The organism is Sporosarcina sp. FSL K6-1508, assembly GCF_038007465.1.
GTDB classification, from domain to species: domain Bacteria; phylum Bacillota; class Bacilli; order Bacillales_A; family Planococcaceae; genus Sporosarcina; species Sporosarcina psychrophila_B.
Genome location: NZ_JBBOXF010000001.1, coordinates 3,416,128 through 3,433,522, shown reverse-complemented (window position 1 = coordinate 3,433,522; position 17,395 = coordinate 3,416,128). Strand labels below are relative to the sequence as shown.

Below are 17,395 nucleotides of genomic sequence, written 5' to 3'. Positions count from 1 at the left end.
CCACTGCGACAACAGCGGATTCAATGGTTCTGAAATATAAACTTACATTCACTTTATTACAAAATCGCAAAAAACACAAGGGAGGCAACACTCATGCAAAACGAAGTACAGACAAACCAAAAGGAATACACATTAGCGCTACAAAAAATTCAGGCATTGGAAAAACAAAATATCGCAGTTCTTGGTGACGGTGAGGTATTTGTCAAGAAAACGAATAACGGCCAGATTCGCAGTGTTAAGGGCGTTATTACTCTAAACGAAAAGAACGGTGAAATTGCAACCATTCAAAATAAAACAATGACTACTGCTAAAGGATTTAACACACTTAACCAAATTGCAGGATTGTCGATTGTAACGCCAGATAAATTAACATTACCAGATGGTCAAATCGTCGTTAATCCATATCCGATGATTGACCACGAATCCGGAACGATTAGTAAAGTCTGGGTTAAGAAAATAGCTATAGGTTACAGCCCTATTGGGAACCTTGTTATAACGAGTGCCACACTTCTGTATGACATCAAGATGTATTTCATACAAGATCTTGCGAAAAAGGTTCAGTACAGTAAGGAAGCCGGCAGAGTGTGCATGGAGCAAATGCTGACGGAAGACGAAAAAACAAACAGCATCTTCTTGAAAATTGACGGTTTCCTCGGAATAGCCGCAAACATTCAACATAAAGACGTGTTAAAAGCGATAGATACCTTCATTAATAAGAAGCAATTCGCAGAACGTAACGCACAGTCCATCTGTGAGCGACTTGTAATGAGTAAACATCCAGCACTTGCTAGCGCGGCATACGTGACGAAGCAAGGTGAGATTGCAAGAGTTCCAGTCGTCGGTTACGTACATGACTTTAATCGCGAAGAGCTCCTTGATATTGCCGACAAAGCTGAACGCGGCGAAGAAATCGAAGTCGGAAATCAGAAAGTTGAAGTCATTGAAACAGTGATTGAAGCAACCGAAGAAGATTTTGTTGCAGATGCAGATGACGAGGAAATCATACAGACTTCTGAACCTGAAAAGGATTTAGTTTCTGATTTCATTCAGCGAACAGACCGACCGACTAATCTATTCAGCCAGGAAGGGGATCGGTTCTGATGATTACTGAAATCCGAATGGAAAACATTAAGGGGCAAAGTGCGACTCAAATCCTTACTGGTAAAGACATTTTCATTGGTCGTAACGGATCCGGAAAAACAACGCGTATTCAAGCGCTCGGGCTTGCAATGCAAGGCTATGTTCCAGGTAGAGGGAAAACAACAGCAGAGACAATCAAGTTTGCGACAGATACCGAAATGACTGTAGGACTAAAAACTAGTGACTTTGAATTTACTCGCAATTTTACAAAAGAGGAAAAGAGAAACGGAAAGACCGGAATCACAAAAGTAAGCATTAAAGAAGACTTGAGCGTCTCTCCTGGAAAAGGAGAAAAAACAGCGACAGAAAAGAAAGCACGAGTACTAAATGAGGTAGGCAATTTCCCTGTAGCGCTTGATTTCAATGAATTCCTTTCATTATCTGATTCAAAAAGAAGGGATTTCATCTATTCTTTATCCCCGATTGACAGTGATTCATGGGATAAGGAAAAGCTTTCAGAGTATCTTCACAAACGAATGCTTACGAATGATTTAAAAGAAAACAACATCGAACAATTTGGGATCACGAAACAACTCATTCTAGATGCATTGAATGAATACCACGACAGGCAAGATATACACGATGGATTGATTTCCATGATTGATTGGGTAGCGAAAGAATCAACGTTCTGGAAACGCAAGCAAGCGGACTCACAGGGCACAGTACGACAAATGGCTGACATGAAAAATGAAATGGCAGAAACGGATCGCAACATTGCTGAAACAAAAAAAGAGTTAGACGAACTCCAACATAGCCTGATTGAAATCGAAAAGAAAGTTGCTGCAGATACTGAAAAGAAAAGGACAATCGACAACCGATTGAAACGAATTGAGGAATTAAAAGCAGAAATAAAACTTGTAAATGAAACGGAAATCGACACGGATACAGAAGCGCTAGACAAAGAAGTTGCTGGATTGGTTGCTTCGATGCCCTTACTAATTGATTTGGAAAGTAAATTAAAACCATTTAACGATGAAATAACTCTATTAAATAATCAAACGAATGAACAAAGAAGAACAGTGAATGGGTTTAAAGAGCAAATTATGAATGTTGAAGCGAATGTTCAAACGCTCGACGGAACATTACGTCAGGTAAGTGAAATGACTGGCGCTTGTGTAATCAGTCAAATGATCAGTTGTAATAAGGACTTTACTGGATTCGATAAGTATGTTGATGAGAAAAAAGAGCAAGCCAAGCTAGTTCTAATTGATTTACAAGGTCAACTTGACGGAGCTGAAACCATCTTAAGTCAACTAATGCAACAAGCAATCGGCAAAGAACAAGAAAAAACAAGCGTCTTTTCCGAAGCACAAGCAGTTCAAGCAAAACGTGAAGAGTTGTCCCGACAAATAAAGGTGAAAGAAACGGAAATACAAAAAAAGGAATCCCTAAAAGAGAGAAAAGAAGGTAAGTTGTCGCTACTAGAAACTGAATTGCAAAAACTGGTAAACGAAAAAACGGAACCAATTGGCGATCTTAGCATCATGGAAAAACAAGCAATTGGTACAAGGGCAAGAATTTCCGAATTAAAAGTACAGGTTGATGAAAAGGACAAATCCAAACAGACGCTTGTCCTGATGAATGAAAACGTGCTACAGAACAATGAAGCGGAATATAAAGCTAACGCATTGAAAGTACTTAATGAATCGCTTGGCGCTAAAGGCGTACAGGGTGAATTGGTAAAGGAAATCTTAGAACCGATTCGTTCACAGATTGAAGAGAATTTAAAGTTAATGAAATTTGAACAAGTGCCGTACTTCCAAACCGAAAGCGATACAGGGAAAGAATTGTTTGAATTTGGTTGGGTGAATGAACGCGGCCATGAAGTGAACTTCGATGCTTTATCGACTGGACAACAGACAGTATTCTTGGCGGCCATGATGATGACGATTATCGATAGAGCACAACCGAAATTACGGATCCTTGTCATGGACAATTTAAATCACTTGGATAAGCAAAACTTCCAGCTACTCATAAACGGTTTGGACGAACTATCAGGCAAAGTCGACAACATCATCTTAGCGGGGGCATTGGAGTACGACTTTACGGCTGATGGTTGGCAAGTAGATGACTTATCAGCAGGGGGTGGTAGAGATGCAAACAAAATTGCTTGAAGGATTGAATGTCAATCAGCACCAAGCGGTTATCTCGACTAACGAAACGATCCTTTGTCTTGCAGGAGCGGGTAGCGGAAAGACAACCGTATTAACCACAAGAATTGCACATCTCTTTGACAATCGTGTAGGGACTAGCGACATGCTAGCCCTCACGTTTACTCGACTGGCGGGCAAGGAAATGAAAGAACGCGTTATACGGCTCATTGGTGAGCGTGAAGGTAAGAAATTGTTTTGTAACACCTTCCATGCATTCGCGGTTCATGTCTTGAAAGATTGGGGCCATTTAATCGGCATCGATAAAAATTTCACGATTTACGACCAAGAAGACCGAAAATCGATACTGGAAGCGATTATGCAAGAGTTTGGTAGCAAAGCAACAATTACTAAGACCACTAAAGCGTATGAAGAAAATGACAGAAGTGATTATGAAATCACCAAAATACTTAACGAATATAAATATCGATTGCGGCAAAACAATGCACTTGATCTGGATAAATTAGTTTCAGTGGTGAATGAACTTTGGAGCAAACATCCCGAAGCGCTTAATTACTACAAGCAAATGTACTCTCATGTGTTTGTAGACGAGTTCCAGGACAGCAGTGATGACCAAATGGACATGTTCCGACTGTTGGCACCTAAAAACTTATTCGTCGTAGGAGACGACTTCCAAGCAATTTATGGATGGCGTGGTGCGAAAGTTGAATACATTCTCGATTTCCCGAACGAATATCCAAATTGCGAAGTTGTGAAACTCGAAGATAATTACCGGTCTACAAAAGAAATCGTGGCAGCGGCAAATAATCTGATTTCACACAATGAAAATCAGTCACAAAAAACATTGATTGCTCATAAAGAAGGTCCGCAAGTCACCGTTCTAACGACAGGCGACGAACGAATGGAATACGAAGAAGTGCTAGACAAAATCAAAATCTTGTACGAGTCAGGTACACCATATAAAGGCATTGCAGTACTTTCCCGAACAAACATGCAGCTAAAGAGGATGCAGGAACAATTAGAGCGTAACGGCATTCCGAACATCGCTCTTGGGCGCAACGACATCATGAGAAACAGAGATATGCTTTTCATCGTTTCTTGGCTACAAGTCATTGTGAATAACAAAGACGGACGAGCTTTTTATCGCGCACTAACGTATCCAGAACCTTTCTTAAGTGAAAGGGAACAACAAGTTCTGCGTCTGGAAGCTCTAAAGCAAGACAAATCGGAGTTGGCCATGTTCCAACAGATGAATTTCAGACAGTCGAAACGATTCTTTGAGTTAGGTTCGAAGATCTCCCAAAAACATTTAAACGGTGCCAGTGTAGCGGAATTAATTCTCTATACAGCAGAGGTATTGGGAGTCCTTCGGGATTATAAAGAAAAAGGTCTGGAAAACAGAATCGAAGCGCTTGAAAATGGCACAAAATACATTGAAGCGTGGCAAAAAACAAAGGAAACATTAGGCGAAGATAACAGTCTTTCCGCTTTCTTGAAATGGCTTAAATACCGTGACATTCAAGAGAAATTGATTGATGAAAAAGATGCAGTTAAATTGATGACGATGCACGGGAGCAAGGGGCTTGAATTTGACGTTGTTTTCCTCGTTGGACTAGTAGAGGATACATTCCCATCCAAACGCGGAGACATTGAAGAGGAAAGGCGCTTAGCATATGTCGGAGTTACAAGAGCGAAAAAACAACTGTTTTTATCTCACTCTCTAATGAAACAACAATGGAACGGGTCGATGGTAAAAGCTGAAAAGAGCAGGTTTCTGGATGAAATAAAAGGCTGATTCATCAGAAAATCAACGAAAGGAGACGACGATTGTGAGCGTATACAGACAGGTACAGGTAAGTTTTTGGCAAGACGCGTTTGTTTTGGATTTAACACCAGAAGAAAAATATTTTTATGTCTACCTGATGACTAACAGCAAAACATCTCAAATCGGCATCTACGAATTACCTAAGCGAGTGATTGAAATGGAGACAGGATACAACAGAGAAACAGTCGAAAAACTACTCCAACGATTCAAGGATTATAAAAAAATTGATTATCACGAAGAAACAAGAGAGATTATTTTATTAAACTGGCCGAAACACAACTGGAACAACTCACCAAAAATTGTAACACGGGTGGAGAAGGAATTGCGGGATGTCAAACATTTACCATTCGTAACCGTATACCTCACAAACGTTGAATCTATCAAGTCTGATGAAGTATCTATACAGCATCTATACCCTATGGATACAAAGAGAACTAATAAAGAGAAAGAGAAAGAGAAGAAGAAAGAGAAAGAGATAGTGTCCGATTCTGCGAATCAGGACGATCTCCCTCTTCCGTATTCTGAAATCATTTCTTACTTGAACACAAAATGCATTACGAGATTCCGAGATACGACTGATAAAACCAGAACATTGATTAAAGCCAGAATGAAAGAGAAGTTTACACTCGATGATTTCAAGAAAGTCATTGACAACAAATCAGCAGAATGGCTAACAGACGAAAAGATGAATAAATTTCTTAGGCCAGAAACATTGTTCGGAACAAAGTTTGAATCTTACTTGAATGAAAAGGGAGGGACAAGCCATGCAGGCGATAGGGGAAGTAATCAGCCGGTTAAACAATACGCGGATGGGATCAACTTCTGAAATCTGTTACGAACACACGGTACAAGCGAATGGAAAAGAATACACGAAAGAAATTAAGAAAATTACGTTCGATGGTGAAATTTTCTGCCCAATTTGTGAGAGGGATCGCACCACACAGGAATTGAGCGACGAAGAAGACATGAAAGTTAAGCGTGCAATGGGCCGACGCAAGTACGACATATTCCATAACCAAAGCGTACTGACGGACGAAGATTTGCTTGATGCATCTTTCACGACATATGCAGCTACTAAAAAAGAAGAGATTCACAACAAGGAACTAGCATCTAAGGCATTCGCTAGCTACAAAGACGGTGGAACTTTCACTACCTGGTTTGCTGGCGATCCGGGAGTTGGCAAAAGCCATTTGGGTATGTCGATTCTCCGCAACTTAAATGAATCAGGAAAAAAGAACAAGAGTTGCTTGTTTATCAGCGTCGATGAAATGTTTTTGAGGATACGTGACAGTTTCGACAACAAAGATAGCCGCTACACAGAACACTATTTCGCGAATCTTTTAACCGACGTTGATTACCTTGTGCTTGATGACCTCGGAACCGAAACAGGCGGGTCAGGCACAAAGAAGACAGCATCCGACTTTGTAATGCGCGTTCTCTATGCGATTACAAACGGGCGTCAAAACAAATCGACAATCGTAACAACGAATTTGACGAGACAAGAATTAGAGAAAATGTATGACCGCAAATTGGTTTCTCGGCTAATGAAAAATATATACGTAATCAATTTTGAGGAAACGACGGATAAGCGGATTAAAAAACATAAAATTTAGGGGGAATCGGAATGACTGAAAAAGTGAAGTTGATGAATAAAATGCAAACTGTTGATATGCGCCATGCAATCAAAAACGGCAATCGGTTCTATACCGATTCAAACAACAAAAACTGGAATGACTTGGTAGAGAAAGGTTACGCAACAAAACGACCTGGTTGGGACGTTGAATCAGCTTATTATATCCCGACTACGGAAGGTAAACAGGCGCTTGAGGATGGTGACTCCAATGACTAAGCACATCATCAACAAACTAATCCTAACAGCTGGCGCGTGGAACAACACAGGATGCAAGGACAGGCATCTGGAACGACAATTCAACTCATTGCTCAATGAATTGCGGATAGCGACAGGGACGACACCGGAGGGGGCTGTGCAGATGCTCCTTTCGGAACTTGGCGAAGTGGAGGCGATGACAGCATGAGGAAGTGTTTTAACTGCGGAGAAGAATTACCACCTGAAACAGAGCATTTCGTTTACGAAGATGAAGCGTACTGCACTGATTGCGTCCAAGCGAAACCGTATACAGCCTATATCTATGAGTTAGATGGCGAATTCATCGGACTATCCGAAAACGATGATGTACAACATATCGAGGAATATGAAGATGAATATGAGGTTGCAGAATGAATTCAGTAAATCTAATCGGCCGATGGGTACGCGATAACGAAATGACGACAGTCGGGCAGCAAGGAACACCGTTAGTTAAAAACACAATTGCAGTGGATCACCCGTTTAAAAAAGACAGTCCGAGCTTTCTGCGGGTTGTCATGTGGGGCAAAACGGGTGAGCTCGCTAATCAATACACAGGAAAAGGCTCGCAAATAGCGGTTGAAGGTCACTTGGAGACAGGTAGTTACGACGACAAGGACGGTAAAAAAGTATTCACTGTTGATGTTGTAGCAAGTCGTATCAAATTCCTTGATTCGAAAAATGAGTCTAGCAATCAATCTAACGGTTCTAGTCAATCAGGGCAGACAAATACTCAGAATCAACAACAGGACGCTCAGAATCGACGGGAAACGACATCAGAAGACCCGTTTTCGACGGATGGCGGACCGGTAGAGGTAGCGGATGATGATTTGCCGTTCTAATCAAGACGTAGTCAGGAGGGGAAAAAATGCAGCTAGACTTTTTTAGAGAAATCATCGTCGATAACTTCGCAGGTGGTGGTGGCGCATCGACAGGAATTGAAATGGCGACGGGCTTATCTGTAGATATTGCCATCAATCATGATCCGGCTGCTATCGCCATGCACAAATTAAACCATCCAGACACCGAGCATTATTGTGAGTCGGTTTGGGATGTGGATCCAGTCGCAGCTGTGCGAGGTCGTAAAGTTGGGCTTGCGTGGTTTTCACCGGATTGCACCCACCATTCGAAAGCCAAAGGCGGGAAGCCGGTTAAACAGGAAATCAGAGGGCTTGCATGGATTGCGGTTAAGTGGGCTTTGGCAGTTAAACCAAGAGTAATCATGCTTGAGAATGTTGAGGAATTTCAAGACTGGGGACCAATTCATGAAGGAAAACCAGTAAAAGAATTAAAGGGAAAGACGTTTCAAAGCTTTGTGAAAACTCTTGAAGTGTTGGGTTACCTGGTTGATTTCAGAAAGCTACAAGCTTGCGATTATGGAGCGCCTACTACCCGCGAACGACTATTCATGATTGCTAGGTGTGATGGTAAACCGATTACTTGGCCCGAGCCAACTCACAGGGATCCGCAAAGTTTAGCGGTGCAATCTAAAAGAGCAAAGCCATGGCGCACATCGTCGGAAATTATTGATTGGAGCATCGGAGCACCTTCTATATTTGAGAGAAAAAAGCCGCTGGTACCTAATACGTTAAAGCGAATTGAACGAGGGTTAAAGAAATTCGTAATGGAAGCAGATAACCCGTTCATGGCGAGTGACGATGTAGCAGCTTACTTAATCAGCTATTATACAGAACGGACTGAATCAGAAGTGAGAGGGTTGTCACTAGATACACCACTTCACACTATTACAGCCGGTGGCAACCGTTTCGCAATCGTCTATGCATTCTTAACAAAATATTACGGACAAAGTACAGCGCAGGGGTTGAACGAACCGTTGCACACGATTACCACAAAAGATCGCTTTGCTTTGACGACGTGCATTACAAACGGCAAACAAATCGTTGACATCGGGCTACGTATGCTTCAACCACATGAGTTATTTGCTGGTCAAGGTTTCCCTAAGAGTTATCAGCACCCAGGGACAAAAGCGGAACAAATAAAGCGTGTAGGAAATAGTGTTCCACCACCATTTGCGGATGCTTTAGTAAGAGCGAATTTACCCGAAATGAGTGTGGAGAATTCAAGATATAAAGTGGCTGTAGGTGATTAAAACTATGAAAATTTGAAAGTGAGGGGTAGTAATGCGAAACAGAATCAATCTTTCTAAATTCTTTTTGAAGCAACGAGCGTTGGATGGTGCAATCGTCAGAGAAAAACATCTGACTGGGCGTGATTTGTTCAGTCGGAAACGGCTGGCATTAATCGTTGAATTGTCAGAGTTAGCGAATGAAATGCCGGAGTCATTCAAGTTTTGGTCAAACAAACAAAACAACTATGAAAAAGCATTAAACTGGTAGATTGCTTTCATTTTTTGTTATCAATCGGATTGCATTTCCAGAAAATCGGTGGAAAACGTGTAGAAGAAATTCGATACAGAGTGGTAAATGCGCATATGCATTTAAAAATTGAAGACGTATTCACCGAATTTATTGCAAGTGCTGCGAAACTGGAGCCGAATAATTACGAAGCGTATGTTAGTGACTTTCTAGCGTTGATCGATACTCTTGGTTTCACTTGGGAAGAGTTCGAAGAAGCCTATTACGCGAAAAACGAAATCAACCACGTCAGGCAAGCGGAGGGATACTAATGAACGCATGTAATCGTTGCGGAAGAGAGCTTAAAACGCAGAAGTCAATCGATGATGGTTATGGTCCTGTCTGCAAGAAAAAACAGGCTGCTGAAGATGCGGAGTTTGAGAAAATCCAAATCACGCTTGATGAGGTTGTTGAGTCGGGGGTGGCAGTTTATAGTCGTTCCCACGCTAACCGTGGAGCAGGACTTGAAAGATTGATAGACATGACAAATCAGCAGTATCGCAATAAGGGGGTTGCGGACATTCGTAAGATCCCGACACCTGTGCAGATACAAAGTAACGTTCGGGGGAAAGTCACTGGTTACACACAAAAGCCGGAGTGGGTTGATTACTCAGGAGTTCATGATGGCAGGGCAATCGTATTCGATGCTAAAGAAACATCTAGCAAGACGAGTTTTCCGCTAGAAAACATTTCAGAGCATCAGTATGAGTTGTTGAAATCATGGCATCAGAAAGGCGCTTGGTCGTTCTTGCTTGTCTCTTTCACTAAGTTAGATGAAATATACCTTTTACCTTTCAAGACGCTAGAAGCGCATTGGGAAGATGCTGGGAAGGGTGGCAGGAAGTCCATTCCATACACGGAGATGATTTTGCATTGTGATTTAGTGAAAAGTGAAAATGGGTACGTGCTGCATTATCTAAAATCATGCTAAGGGGATGAGGAGATGGGCGAGTATTTCACAACGAAAGTCACTGGTATTGATGAGACCGAAGTTAAACGGCGGGTAGCTGAACTGATTGTGAAGGGATTCGAAGTTGTTTCAGAAAGATCAGAATCCCATACAGCAGCAATTTACAAACAGACAACTAGTATCGGTAAGTCGAAAAGGGCATTTGTTGAACGGGAAGAGCGCGGGAAATACATTGTAGTTATGCGTCGGCGGAATGCGGTATGAACCAACGTCCTTGGAGGCTTTTGTATCGGTGGGAAAGTGGTCATAAGGTTTGGTCCTATGAGCCCCTTTGGGGCAAGGAGCTGAAACGGCTGCAGCGAGAAGGTTGGGAACTGTGGCGCGGTTGACACAAAAGGCGAAGCAGGAAGGGGATTTTTATGAGTAGTGTAATTAAAGAAGTCGTGCAAACAGCAAGGCGAGATTATATTTGTGACGATTGCCTAAAGCCTATTGTTAAAAGGTCTAAATACCATTATTTGTTTGGCTCAGCTTTCAAAGGAGATAAACCATATAGCATTAGAATCTGTCAAACATGTAAGCCAATTACTTCGTAGTACGACCATTACGCGCAGCAAATCAAACGATTGCTTTCTCATATTCGCAAATCCAAGTACCAAATTTAGTCGGATAAGAATTTTTTAAAATAAAGCCACTAGCTATATTTTCACGATGAAGAATTGCATCGTTTTCACTGTGATACTCGTATCGGTAACTTAAAGTTACATTAAATTTATTCAAATTAAACACCTCATTTGTAATTTAAATTGATACTAATTTCGAAAGCACAACGTTGTCAATATCTCACGTAATTTCTTGGCAATGAACATTAGAAGACACAAAGGAGCACCGTCATGAACAACCAAAAAACAATACAAAGGGCTGCGGCTAGACTTGCTTATCTTGGGAGTTTGCCGATGGATAGTGAAGTTGTGAAGAGGGTTCGGGTTGGTAAGAGTGATCCGTTGGTTAAGAGGATGATTCGTATATTTTTGAGGGGGAGAATGGGATGAACAGTGATCATCAACGTGAAGAGTTTAAAAAATTGATGGAAGGCTTTTCGTTCGCTGTGTATGCGAATGCTTTAGCGGAAATAGGGAAAATCAACTCTCGAAAACTTATGGCTGAAATGTCTGAAGAATCCAAGATGTCTCGTCAATATTTAGAACATCATCCGAGCATCGAAACGAATGTCACGGACAAGGACATGCTGCTGTTGCAGATTGATATGGCGCTTGATGCAAAGGATATGAAGTTGTTTATGCGGCTTACGGATGAACTGAAAGGAATGGAGGTATTGGTGTGAGTGAGACGAATGAGGAACGACTTGAAAATATGAGTCCTATCGGGGCGGATGGAAACGGAAATGTATTAATTAAAGGTGAAGATTGGCATTGGTTGGGCGAGCAAGCTGGTCGGTTTCCGGAGTCGGAAAAGGAAGTTAATGGTCTGTACTGGCGAAACGAATGGTTAAAATCACAAGAAGAAAATGAACGGTTGCGTGGAGCATTAGAAGGGTTTTCGAAAGCTGTTGAAATTTATAGCGGAAAGCCAGTTGAAATAGCGATGAAAGAGCTAATCGAAATTGCGGAGGAATCCAAATGATCCACGCTAAAGAACAAAAGCGTGTGCTACTTGATGACGTTGATATTGATTGGGTGTTTACAGAACGGGAAACAGATGTATTCAGGTCGATGTGGGAAGCGGATATGAGTGTTGACAGCATTGCAGAAGAGTTAGGACGTAAGCACTTGGAAATCGGATTGCTCATTATTGAACAGGCTGAACTTGGGGAAATACAGGTACGGCCGCAGGGGATATTTGGGCAATAAAAAAGACATCGACCAGGATGCCTTTGTATCATTTGAAAAGTTCGTAGAATCCCACATTCATTGGAACAAACCACAAATAAAGACCAATTAGACACACTGGACCGATGAGGAAGTTATATAAACCATTAGGCAACCACTTAAAAAATATTCTATAAATAAATGCGATAGCAAACATCGTAACTATTAAAATAACTAACGGGCCGATGATTGGCATCCAGTCAAATTCAACACCTTCAAACGGGTTCAATAGAATTACCACCTTTTAGACAAATAAAAAGACAGGATTCCTCCCGTCTAGGCAGACTGATTATAACACAAGGAGGGGTCCTGGTGAATAAAGATATTACTTTTAATACAGATGCATTATTGTTGGGAATTGGTATAATGGAACTACCAATGAACTGTGTGGTGGTTATTTCGGAGGGTATTGCTAAAGTGAGAGAACTTCCGGAGCATGGTGAATATAGGATTGTTACGCATCAGGGGAAAGTTAGAAGGATGCGGAGGGAAGAGGGCGAGGAATTTTGAGTGACAATGTTTCGAGTATATTTAACAAAGTTTTTATTGGTGCGCTGCTACTGATTAATCTATCGCTCATTCTTTATATATTGTTGTCTAGTTTAACAATAAACATAACCTTTGAAGGTGGAAAGTTATTCGGATTTTCTGATAGTTTTTATGGAGCTTTGCTTGGTGCCGTCATTACAGGTAGTACTGCTTTAATTATATTTGGATTTGACGTTTTTACGAGAAAGCGTTCAGAAGTCAATAAAATTAAAAAATCGGATTTGAATAACTTAATCAAATTGCAATTCATTAACAGTCAATTAATAAATTTACTGAACTTTTTTTCCGATGAATTTTCTAAAACGTACGATGATGAAAGGGAATACAAGTTTAGATTATATGTTATAGACGCCGAATGGTTATGTGAAGAAGCAAGAAAAATCGAGACCAGCCAATTAACAGAAGGCCTTCTTAAAGACTATTTAAAATATAACAGAATGTTATCGACCCTATATAATGAATTGTCCCTTTTCCCGGAATTACCTTACGATCAAAGAGTTGCAAACATATCAAATTTTGTAGGACAGACAGAGAGACTCAAAATAGACTTCGAAAGCTTCAGTGAACATGTCGAAATATTATTAAACGAACACAAATAAGTCCCCCTGGCCAACCAGAGGACAACGATTGATTACAGCGAAAAGCTGTGTCATTTGTTGTCCTCTTTTTTTATTTCAAAAAAGGAGTGAGGGAAATGAGATCGTCGCAGAAGGAACCGGTTGAAAGAGGGCTCTCTGATGCTCGTACGGGTGTAGTAGAGCGAAGGAATACTAGGACAAGGGGAATTTCGTCGGAGCAGCTGTCTGATAGAGAATGGGCTGAATTGATGGGGAGTAATCGACAGACCTATAAACGGGTGAACGGGGCAATTCGTAAACGATAAATAGGGGGTGGGCATATGACGGAGAAACAGATTGAGCAGTTGTTAAAGGATTATCACTGGATGATCAATAGTGTGAAGATAATGCGCGAGGGATTGAATGATGTTGGTGGTAACTTTACGGCTCAGTATGGATTAGAAGCAGCTATGCCGAAAGCAGCTGGCGGTCATAGTGATCCTATTTATCAGGAGTTTTCAAGAAGGGAAAAGCGGTGGAGGAAGATTAGTGATTACGAGAAGAAAATAAAGATGGTGCAGGATAAAATTTATTTGATTACGGTTGACCGGGAGATTGAGGTGTTGCATTGGTTGCTAGAAGGGAAAAGTATGCGGTGGATCGGGATGCATATGGGATTTTCGGACCGTCATATTGGAAGAATAAAAGATACCGTTATTCGGAAAATGTCGCATATGTCGGATACGTCGGAGAAATGACGCATCTGCAATCGCATTGATATACTTAAAGGCAGGTCGGGGAGTTGGGTGGTTTGTGGTTTTAACTACGCCGACGTCCCCATTACATGCAATTGATATTTAATGACGATTCAAGTATTTTTCAAGAGCGTCATTAATGATTTGTAAATATTTCGGTCCGATTCCACGAGCTTTAGATAAATCAGCTTTTGCGATATCTCCAACAGTCTCGAAATTCATGCTCCATTGCTTTCTTAGCCTGTTATACACCGCGTATGGCAAATCTAGCATTTCAATGTTGGCATCTAACGGATCTTCTACAGTTTCAGTGGCGGGTTCAATTACCGGCTCGACAATGGTGTCATCTTCATATTTTAATAGCATGCCGACATCAGTGATTTCTAGTACAGTCATTATTTTCTGAAGGTGGATAAGTGATAAGCGTTCAGTTTTATTTTTATTAAGATTAGAGATAGATTCGTAACGGATGCCTGTTAAATTCGAAAGTTTTAGTTGAGTCATATTTCGTTCTTTAAGGATTTCGTTTAACACAATTTTAACTTCAGCCAATGTAATCAACTCCAAGTAAATAATGATTTAAGTTTACCTGATATCCGGTTATCCGTATAGGCGGAGAATAAAAGAGGGGGTGCGTGCGAGCGAAATGACCCCTCTTACCAGCCCCGATACATACGTGTGGTAAATAGAGGATTTTCACCTTTTGTGACGAATGGTGTCAGTGGGAGGTGATGAGGTGGTTTTCCTTAATGTGAATTGGAATGCAATTTCTTCTGTATCTAATATATCGTTGTCAATTCTAACGCTCATAGCAGTCGTTGTTACTTATAGAACGCTTGTGGTTAGCACCAAAGCTAAAGCGAAGATGGGATATAAATTAAAAGTAAAATTGATATCAAAGATCCACACTATAAGACTGGTAAACGTAAGAGATGTGCCAATGACGATTATATACAAAGGTTTTTACATATTAGATGAAAAAAATAAAGAGTTAGTTATACATGGTGAAAAAGTGAATCATAAACTAAGTAATTCAGATGTACTTTATCATTCGGTGAACTTTAAAACGTTAAACCCTACGCTTAGAAGAAAAGGATATAAAAACGAAGATACTATTAATGTGTACGGTTTCTTTATAACGACTAACAACAAAAAGAAATATCGGTACAAAATCAAACATAAAATAACGGACGATGAAGTGGGCATCCAGTTAAAATAGGGTGTCCTTTTTCTATGCTAAAAATAAAGGAGGCGGACGGTGATGTGATGTGCCTAATTGGGAAGAGATACAGAAGGAATGGGAAACAACAAAAATAACGCTTGCTGCATTAGCTGAAAAATATGATGTAGCACTCGGAACATTAAAGAGTCGTAAGAGTAGGGATACGAAAAATGGTAATGAATGGTCAAGGGGTTCGCCGAAGAAGGATGCAACCAAGCAACCGAAAAAAGATGCATCCCCTAAAAAGGTTGCAACCATAAAAGAGCCTGTTGTTGAGTCGGATGATTTAACCGATAAGCAGAGGCTTTTTTGTATTTACTACATTAAGAGCTTCAATGCGACGATGGCTGCAATCAAGGCGGGATATGCGACGAACAGTGCTCATGTAAGAGGCAGTGAGTTAGTAAGAAATAGTAAGGTTGCTGACGAAATCAGAAGACTCAAAGGTGAAATGCAACAAGGTATCTTCATAGATGCAATGGACGTGCTCAATAAATACATTCAGATTGCCTTTGCAGATATAACTGATTTCGTGGAGTTCGGGAGTGTTGAGATGGAACAGCGGCATCCGGAAACAGGTAAGGTAATGCTGGATGCTAACTTCAAGCCGATCACATACAAGATGAGCCAAGTTGATTTTAAGAATGATGACATAGTGGATGGTTCTCTTATTTCAGAAGTCAAACAAGGCAAAGATGGTGTGTCTGTCAAACTACTCGACAAGATGAAGGCTCTCGACATGCTATCCAAATACTTTGATGTGCTATCTGATAATGACAAGAAACGATTGCAGGAAGAGAAGTTGAAAGCGGATATTGCTAGAACCAAAGCCGAAACAGAGAAGCTAAGCGGCGATAACGATGAAGGACCAATCGAAATCATGATCAGCCGAAAGGGTGGTCGTTAATGGTTTCTATACAGAAAGAAGTGAATCCTCATTTCGAGGATTTTTTGTTTGACTGGAACCAAAAGTTTCAGTTCTTGGTTGGTGGTTATGGTTCTTCGAAGAGTTACCACGTTGCTCTGAAGCTAATCCTTAAACTATTAAGCGAGAAGCGCACAGCCTTAGTCGTTCGTGAAGTCTACGACACTCACAGGGATTCGACATTCTCTTTGCTTGAAGAAATCATAAATGATTTAGGCCTAGGCCATAAAATCAGATGTGGATCTTCGCCGATGCAAATTAAGTTCCCGAATGGCAGTAAAATCATATTCAAAGGGATGGATAAACCCGCAAAGTTAAAGTCCATCAACAACGTGTCGCTTATTTGGCTAGAAGAGTGTTCGGAAATTAAGTATGCAGGCTTTAAAGAGTTACTAGGGCGTTTACGGCACCCTTCACTTAAGCTGTATATGATTCTTTCCACCAATCCAATTGGTGAAGATAACTGGACGTTCTTGCATTTCTTCAAGGATGAGCGAAACAAACGAATTGTCCTGGATGATATGGAACTGTACGCTGAGCGCACGGTAGTGGTGGGTGATACCTACTACCACCATTCAACGGCAGACGATAATTTATTCTTACCTGAAAGCTATATCGAACAGCTAGACGAAATGAAAGAGTATGATCCAGACCTTCACCGTATCGCTCGGGAAGGTCGTTTCGGCGTTAACGGGAAACGAGTTTTGCCACAGTTTGTAGAGTGGTCACATGATGATGTAATGGCAGCTATTAAATCTACACGTAAGCCTATCGAGCGTGTTGGTATGGACTTTGGGTTCGAGACTTCATATAACGCAGTCATCCGGATGGCTATAGACCACGAAAAGAAGTACCTGTACATCTATTGGCAGTATTACAAGAACCAGATGACGGACGATAAGACAGCTGACGAATTAGACGAATTCAGGCAATCACGCGAACTGATTCTTGCCGATAGCGCGGAACCAAAAACAATTCAGTACTACAAACAGGAAGGGTTCCGAATGAAGGGTGCCAAAAAGTTTGGTGGTTCTCGTTTGGCCAACACAAAGAAGGTCAAGCGCTTCAAGAAAATCATCTGCTCATCTGACTGCTCGGACGTTGTTAGAGAACTAAAATACTTAACTTACAAAGAAGATAAGAACGGAAACATCATACCTGATGATTTTAAGATTGATCCCCATACGTTCAGCGCCATTTGGTACGGGTTGGATGGTTATGAGGTGTCTGACTTAAAAGGTGGTGCAGTGTCCGTGCTGAAATGAGGTGAGTA

The 17,395-nt window shown here is 41.0% G+C and carries 27 protein-coding genes; 24 read left to right on the top strand and 3 right to left on the bottom strand.

What is annotated here, in order from left to right; all coding sequences use genetic code 11:
- Window positions 1-93 precede the first annotated feature (93 nt).
- Genes MKZ11_RS17355 through MKZ11_RS17290 form a run of 14 tightly spaced genes read left to right on the top strand, consistent with a single transcriptional unit; the run spans window position 94 to window position 10,489 of the window.
- Window positions 94-1,101 carry a hypothetical protein gene (locus tag MKZ11_RS17355; protein WP_340795615.1) on the top strand — a complete coding sequence of 336 codons (1,008 nt, stop codon included), beginning with the start codon at window positions 94-96 and terminating at the stop codon, window positions 1,099-1,101.
- Window positions 1,101-3,254, top strand: a complete 2,154-nt coding sequence (locus MKZ11_RS17350; RefSeq protein ID WP_340795614.1) for a hypothetical protein — start codon at window positions 1,101-1,103, stop codon at window positions 3,252-3,254. Before MKZ11_RS17355 ends, MKZ11_RS17350 begins: the two co-directional genes overlap by 1 nt.
- Window positions 3,235-5,046, top strand: a complete 1,812-nt coding sequence (locus MKZ11_RS17345; RefSeq protein ID WP_340795613.1) for an ATP-dependent helicase — start codon at window positions 3,235-3,237, stop codon at window positions 5,044-5,046. Before MKZ11_RS17350 ends, MKZ11_RS17345 begins: the two co-directional genes overlap by 20 nt.
- A gap of 34 nt (window positions 5,047-5,080) precedes the next feature.
- Window positions 5,081-5,902 (top strand): conserved phage C-terminal domain-containing protein, encoded by an 822-nt coding sequence (locus MKZ11_RS17340; RefSeq protein ID WP_340795612.1) that lies wholly within the window; start codon window positions 5,081-5,083, stop codon window positions 5,900-5,902.
- Window positions 5,841-6,689, top strand: coding sequence for an ATP-binding protein (locus MKZ11_RS17335; RefSeq protein ID WP_340795611.1), 849 nt, complete (start codon window positions 5,841-5,843; stop codon window positions 6,687-6,689). The genes MKZ11_RS17340 and MKZ11_RS17335 overlap by 62 nt, the downstream gene beginning before the upstream one ends.
- 11 nt (window positions 6,690-6,700) lie before the next feature.
- Window positions 6,701-6,925: a hypothetical protein gene (locus MKZ11_RS17330; RefSeq protein ID WP_340795610.1), complete on the top strand. Its 225-nt coding sequence runs from the start codon at window positions 6,701-6,703 to the stop codon at window positions 6,923-6,925.
- Window positions 6,918-7,112, top strand: coding sequence for a hypothetical protein (locus MKZ11_RS17325; RefSeq protein WP_340795609.1), 195 nt, complete (start codon window positions 6,918-6,920; stop codon window positions 7,110-7,112). Before MKZ11_RS17330 ends, MKZ11_RS17325 begins: the two co-directional genes overlap by 8 nt.
- Window positions 7,109-7,318 carry a hypothetical protein gene (locus tag MKZ11_RS17320; protein ID WP_340795608.1) on the top strand — a complete coding sequence of 70 codons (210 nt, stop codon included), beginning with the start codon at window positions 7,109-7,111 and terminating at the stop codon, window positions 7,316-7,318. Before MKZ11_RS17325 ends, MKZ11_RS17320 begins: the two co-directional genes overlap by 4 nt.
- Window positions 7,315-7,782: a single-stranded DNA-binding protein gene (locus tag MKZ11_RS17315; protein ID WP_340795607.1), complete on the top strand. Its 468-nt coding sequence runs from the start codon at window positions 7,315-7,317 to the stop codon at window positions 7,780-7,782. The genes MKZ11_RS17320 and MKZ11_RS17315 overlap by 4 nt, the downstream gene beginning before the upstream one ends.
- A gap of 26 nt (window positions 7,783-7,808) precedes the next feature.
- Window positions 7,809-9,050, top strand: coding sequence for a DNA cytosine methyltransferase (locus tag MKZ11_RS17310; protein WP_340795606.1), 1,242 nt, complete (start codon window positions 7,809-7,811; stop codon window positions 9,048-9,050).
- Between the two features lie 31 nt (window positions 9,051-9,081).
- Entirely contained in the window at window positions 9,082-9,297 is a 216-nt protein-coding gene (locus MKZ11_RS17305) for a dUTP diphosphatase (protein WP_340795605.1), read from the top strand.
- 14 nt (window positions 9,298-9,311) lie between these two features.
- Window positions 9,312-9,587: a dUTP diphosphatase gene (locus MKZ11_RS17300; protein ID WP_340795604.1), complete on the top strand. Its 276-nt coding sequence runs from the start codon at window positions 9,312-9,314 to the stop codon at window positions 9,585-9,587.
- The gene (locus MKZ11_RS17295; RefSeq protein WP_340795603.1) at window positions 9,587-10,246 is read left to right on the top strand and encodes a Holliday junction resolvase RecU; all 660 of its coding nucleotides are present in this window, start codon (window positions 9,587-9,589) and stop codon (window positions 10,244-10,246) included. Before MKZ11_RS17300 ends, MKZ11_RS17295 begins: the two co-directional genes overlap by 1 nt.
- 12 nt (window positions 10,247-10,258) lie before the next feature.
- Window positions 10,259-10,489: a hypothetical protein gene (locus MKZ11_RS17290; RefSeq protein ID WP_340795602.1), complete on the top strand. Its 231-nt coding sequence runs from the start codon at window positions 10,259-10,261 to the stop codon at window positions 10,487-10,489.
- Between the two features lie 354 nt (window positions 10,490-10,843).
- Here MKZ11_RS17290 and MKZ11_RS17285 read toward each other — a convergent pair whose 3' ends face one another.
- Window positions 10,844-11,005, bottom strand: a complete 162-nt coding sequence (locus tag MKZ11_RS17285; RefSeq protein ID WP_340795601.1) for a hypothetical protein — start codon at window positions 11,003-11,005, stop codon at window positions 10,844-10,846.
- A 268-nt stretch (window positions 11,006-11,273) separates the two neighbouring features.
- Here MKZ11_RS17285 and MKZ11_RS17280 point away from each other — a divergent pair, with 268 nt between their 5' ends.
- From MKZ11_RS17280 to MKZ11_RS17270, 3 genes are read left to right on the top strand one after another with little or no spacing between them, the layout of a single operon-like run.
- Window positions 11,274-11,570 (top strand): IDEAL domain-containing protein, encoded by a 297-nt coding sequence (locus MKZ11_RS17280; RefSeq protein WP_340795600.1) that lies wholly within the window; start codon window positions 11,274-11,276, stop codon window positions 11,568-11,570.
- Window positions 11,567-11,869: a hypothetical protein gene (locus MKZ11_RS17275; protein WP_340795599.1), complete on the top strand. Its 303-nt coding sequence runs from the start codon at window positions 11,567-11,569 to the stop codon at window positions 11,867-11,869. The genes MKZ11_RS17280 and MKZ11_RS17275 overlap by 4 nt, the downstream gene beginning before the upstream one ends.
- On the top strand, window positions 11,866-12,096 hold the full coding sequence (locus MKZ11_RS17270) for a helix-turn-helix domain containing protein (RefSeq protein WP_340795598.1): 231 nt from the start codon (window positions 11,866-11,868) through the stop codon (window positions 12,094-12,096). The genes MKZ11_RS17275 and MKZ11_RS17270 overlap by 4 nt, the downstream gene beginning before the upstream one ends.
- Before the next feature lie 28 nt (window positions 12,097-12,124).
- Here MKZ11_RS17270 and MKZ11_RS17265 read toward each other — a convergent pair whose 3' ends face one another.
- A complete protein-coding gene (locus MKZ11_RS17265; protein WP_340795597.1) occupies window positions 12,125-12,343 on the bottom strand; it encodes a hypothetical protein in 219 nt (72 codons plus the stop codon).
- An 80-nt stretch (window positions 12,344-12,423) separates the two neighbouring features.
- Here MKZ11_RS17265 and MKZ11_RS17260 point away from each other — a divergent pair, with 80 nt between their 5' ends.
- The 4 genes from MKZ11_RS17260 (at window position 12,424) to MKZ11_RS17245 (ending at window position 13,978) form a co-directional block, all read left to right on the top strand.
- Window positions 12,424-12,624: an XtrA/YqaO family protein gene (locus MKZ11_RS17260; RefSeq protein WP_445327053.1), complete on the top strand. Its 201-nt coding sequence runs from the start codon at window positions 12,424-12,426 to the stop codon at window positions 12,622-12,624.
- Window positions 12,621-13,262: a hypothetical protein gene (locus tag MKZ11_RS17255; RefSeq protein ID WP_340795596.1), complete on the top strand. Its 642-nt coding sequence runs from the start codon at window positions 12,621-12,623 to the stop codon at window positions 13,260-13,262. The genes MKZ11_RS17260 and MKZ11_RS17255 overlap by 4 nt, the downstream gene beginning before the upstream one ends.
- A gap of 95 nt (window positions 13,263-13,357) precedes the next feature.
- Window positions 13,358-13,546: a hypothetical protein gene (locus tag MKZ11_RS17250; protein WP_340795595.1), complete on the top strand. Its 189-nt coding sequence runs from the start codon at window positions 13,358-13,360 to the stop codon at window positions 13,544-13,546.
- A 15-nt stretch (window positions 13,547-13,561) separates the two neighbouring features.
- Window positions 13,562-13,978: a helix-turn-helix transcriptional regulator gene (locus MKZ11_RS17245; protein WP_340795594.1), complete on the top strand. Its 417-nt coding sequence runs from the start codon at window positions 13,562-13,564 to the stop codon at window positions 13,976-13,978.
- Between the two features lie 99 nt (window positions 13,979-14,077).
- On the opposite strand, the gene MKZ11_RS17240 is transcribed toward MKZ11_RS17245, so the two are convergent.
- A complete protein-coding gene (locus MKZ11_RS17240) occupies window positions 14,078-14,527 on the bottom strand; it encodes a helix-turn-helix transcriptional regulator (protein ID WP_340795593.1) in 450 nt (149 codons plus the stop codon).
- A gap of 388 nt (window positions 14,528-14,915) precedes the next feature.
- Here MKZ11_RS17240 and MKZ11_RS17235 point away from each other — a divergent pair, with 388 nt between their 5' ends.
- The 3 genes from MKZ11_RS17235 to MKZ11_RS17225 are packed head-to-tail and all read left to right on the top strand — an operon-like array spanning window position 14,916 to window position 17,387.
- A complete protein-coding gene (locus MKZ11_RS17235; protein ID WP_340795592.1) occupies window positions 14,916-15,194 on the top strand; it encodes a hypothetical protein in 279 nt (92 codons plus the stop codon).
- Between the two features lie 49 nt (window positions 15,195-15,243).
- Window positions 15,244-16,104 (top strand): terminase small subunit, encoded by an 861-nt coding sequence (locus MKZ11_RS17230; RefSeq protein WP_340795591.1) that lies wholly within the window; start codon window positions 15,244-15,246, stop codon window positions 16,102-16,104.
- Window positions 16,104-17,387 (top strand): PBSX family phage terminase large subunit, encoded by a 1,284-nt coding sequence (locus MKZ11_RS17225; protein WP_340795590.1) that lies wholly within the window; start codon window positions 16,104-16,106, stop codon window positions 17,385-17,387. The genes MKZ11_RS17230 and MKZ11_RS17225 overlap by 1 nt, the downstream gene beginning before the upstream one ends.
- Window positions 17,388-17,395 lie beyond the last annotated feature (8 nt).

Coding starts and splice junctions, on each gene's coding strand:
- MKZ11_RS17355 (WP_340795615.1), top strand. CDS start 94: ATGCAAAACGAAGTACAGACAAACCAAAAGGAATACACATTAGCGCTA.
- MKZ11_RS17350 (WP_340795614.1), top strand. CDS start 1,101: ATGATTACTGAAATCCGAATGGAAAACATTAAGGGGCAAAGTGCGACT.
- MKZ11_RS17345 (WP_340795613.1), top strand. CDS start 3,235: ATGCAAACAAAATTGCTTGAAGGATTGAATGTCAATCAGCACCAAGCG.
- MKZ11_RS17335 (WP_340795611.1), top strand. CDS start 5,841: ATGCAGGCGATAGGGGAAGTAATCAGCCGGTTAAACAATACGCGGATG.
- MKZ11_RS17330 (WP_340795610.1), top strand. CDS start 6,701: ATGACTGAAAAAGTGAAGTTGATGAATAAAATGCAAACTGTTGATATG.
- MKZ11_RS17325 (WP_340795609.1), top strand. CDS start 6,918: ATGACTAAGCACATCATCAACAAACTAATCCTAACAGCTGGCGCGTGG.
- MKZ11_RS17320 (WP_340795608.1), top strand. CDS start 7,109: ATGAGGAAGTGTTTTAACTGCGGAGAAGAATTACCACCTGAAACAGAG.
- MKZ11_RS17315 (WP_340795607.1), top strand. CDS start 7,315: ATGAATTCAGTAAATCTAATCGGCCGATGGGTACGCGATAACGAAATG.
- MKZ11_RS17310 (WP_340795606.1), top strand. CDS start 7,809: ATGCAGCTAGACTTTTTTAGAGAAATCATCGTCGATAACTTCGCAGGT.
- MKZ11_RS17305 (WP_340795605.1), top strand. CDS start 9,082: ATGCGAAACAGAATCAATCTTTCTAAATTCTTTTTGAAGCAACGAGCG.
- MKZ11_RS17295 (WP_340795603.1), top strand. CDS start 9,587: ATGAACGCATGTAATCGTTGCGGAAGAGAGCTTAAAACGCAGAAGTCA.
- MKZ11_RS17290 (WP_340795602.1), top strand. CDS start 10,259: ATGGGCGAGTATTTCACAACGAAAGTCACTGGTATTGATGAGACCGAA.
- MKZ11_RS17280 (WP_340795600.1), top strand. CDS start 11,274: ATGAACAGTGATCATCAACGTGAAGAGTTTAAAAAATTGATGGAAGGC.
- MKZ11_RS17270 (WP_340795598.1), top strand. CDS start 11,866: ATGATCCACGCTAAAGAACAAAAGCGTGTGCTACTTGATGACGTTGAT.
- MKZ11_RS17250 (WP_340795595.1), top strand. CDS start 13,358: ATGAGATCGTCGCAGAAGGAACCGGTTGAAAGAGGGCTCTCTGATGCT.
- MKZ11_RS17245 (WP_340795594.1), top strand. CDS start 13,562: ATGACGGAGAAACAGATTGAGCAGTTGTTAAAGGATTATCACTGGATG.
- MKZ11_RS17235 (WP_340795592.1), top strand. CDS start 14,916: ATGACGATTATATACAAAGGTTTTTACATATTAGATGAAAAAAATAAA.
- MKZ11_RS17225 (WP_340795590.1), top strand. CDS start 16,104: ATGGTTTCTATACAGAAAGAAGTGAATCCTCATTTCGAGGATTTTTTG.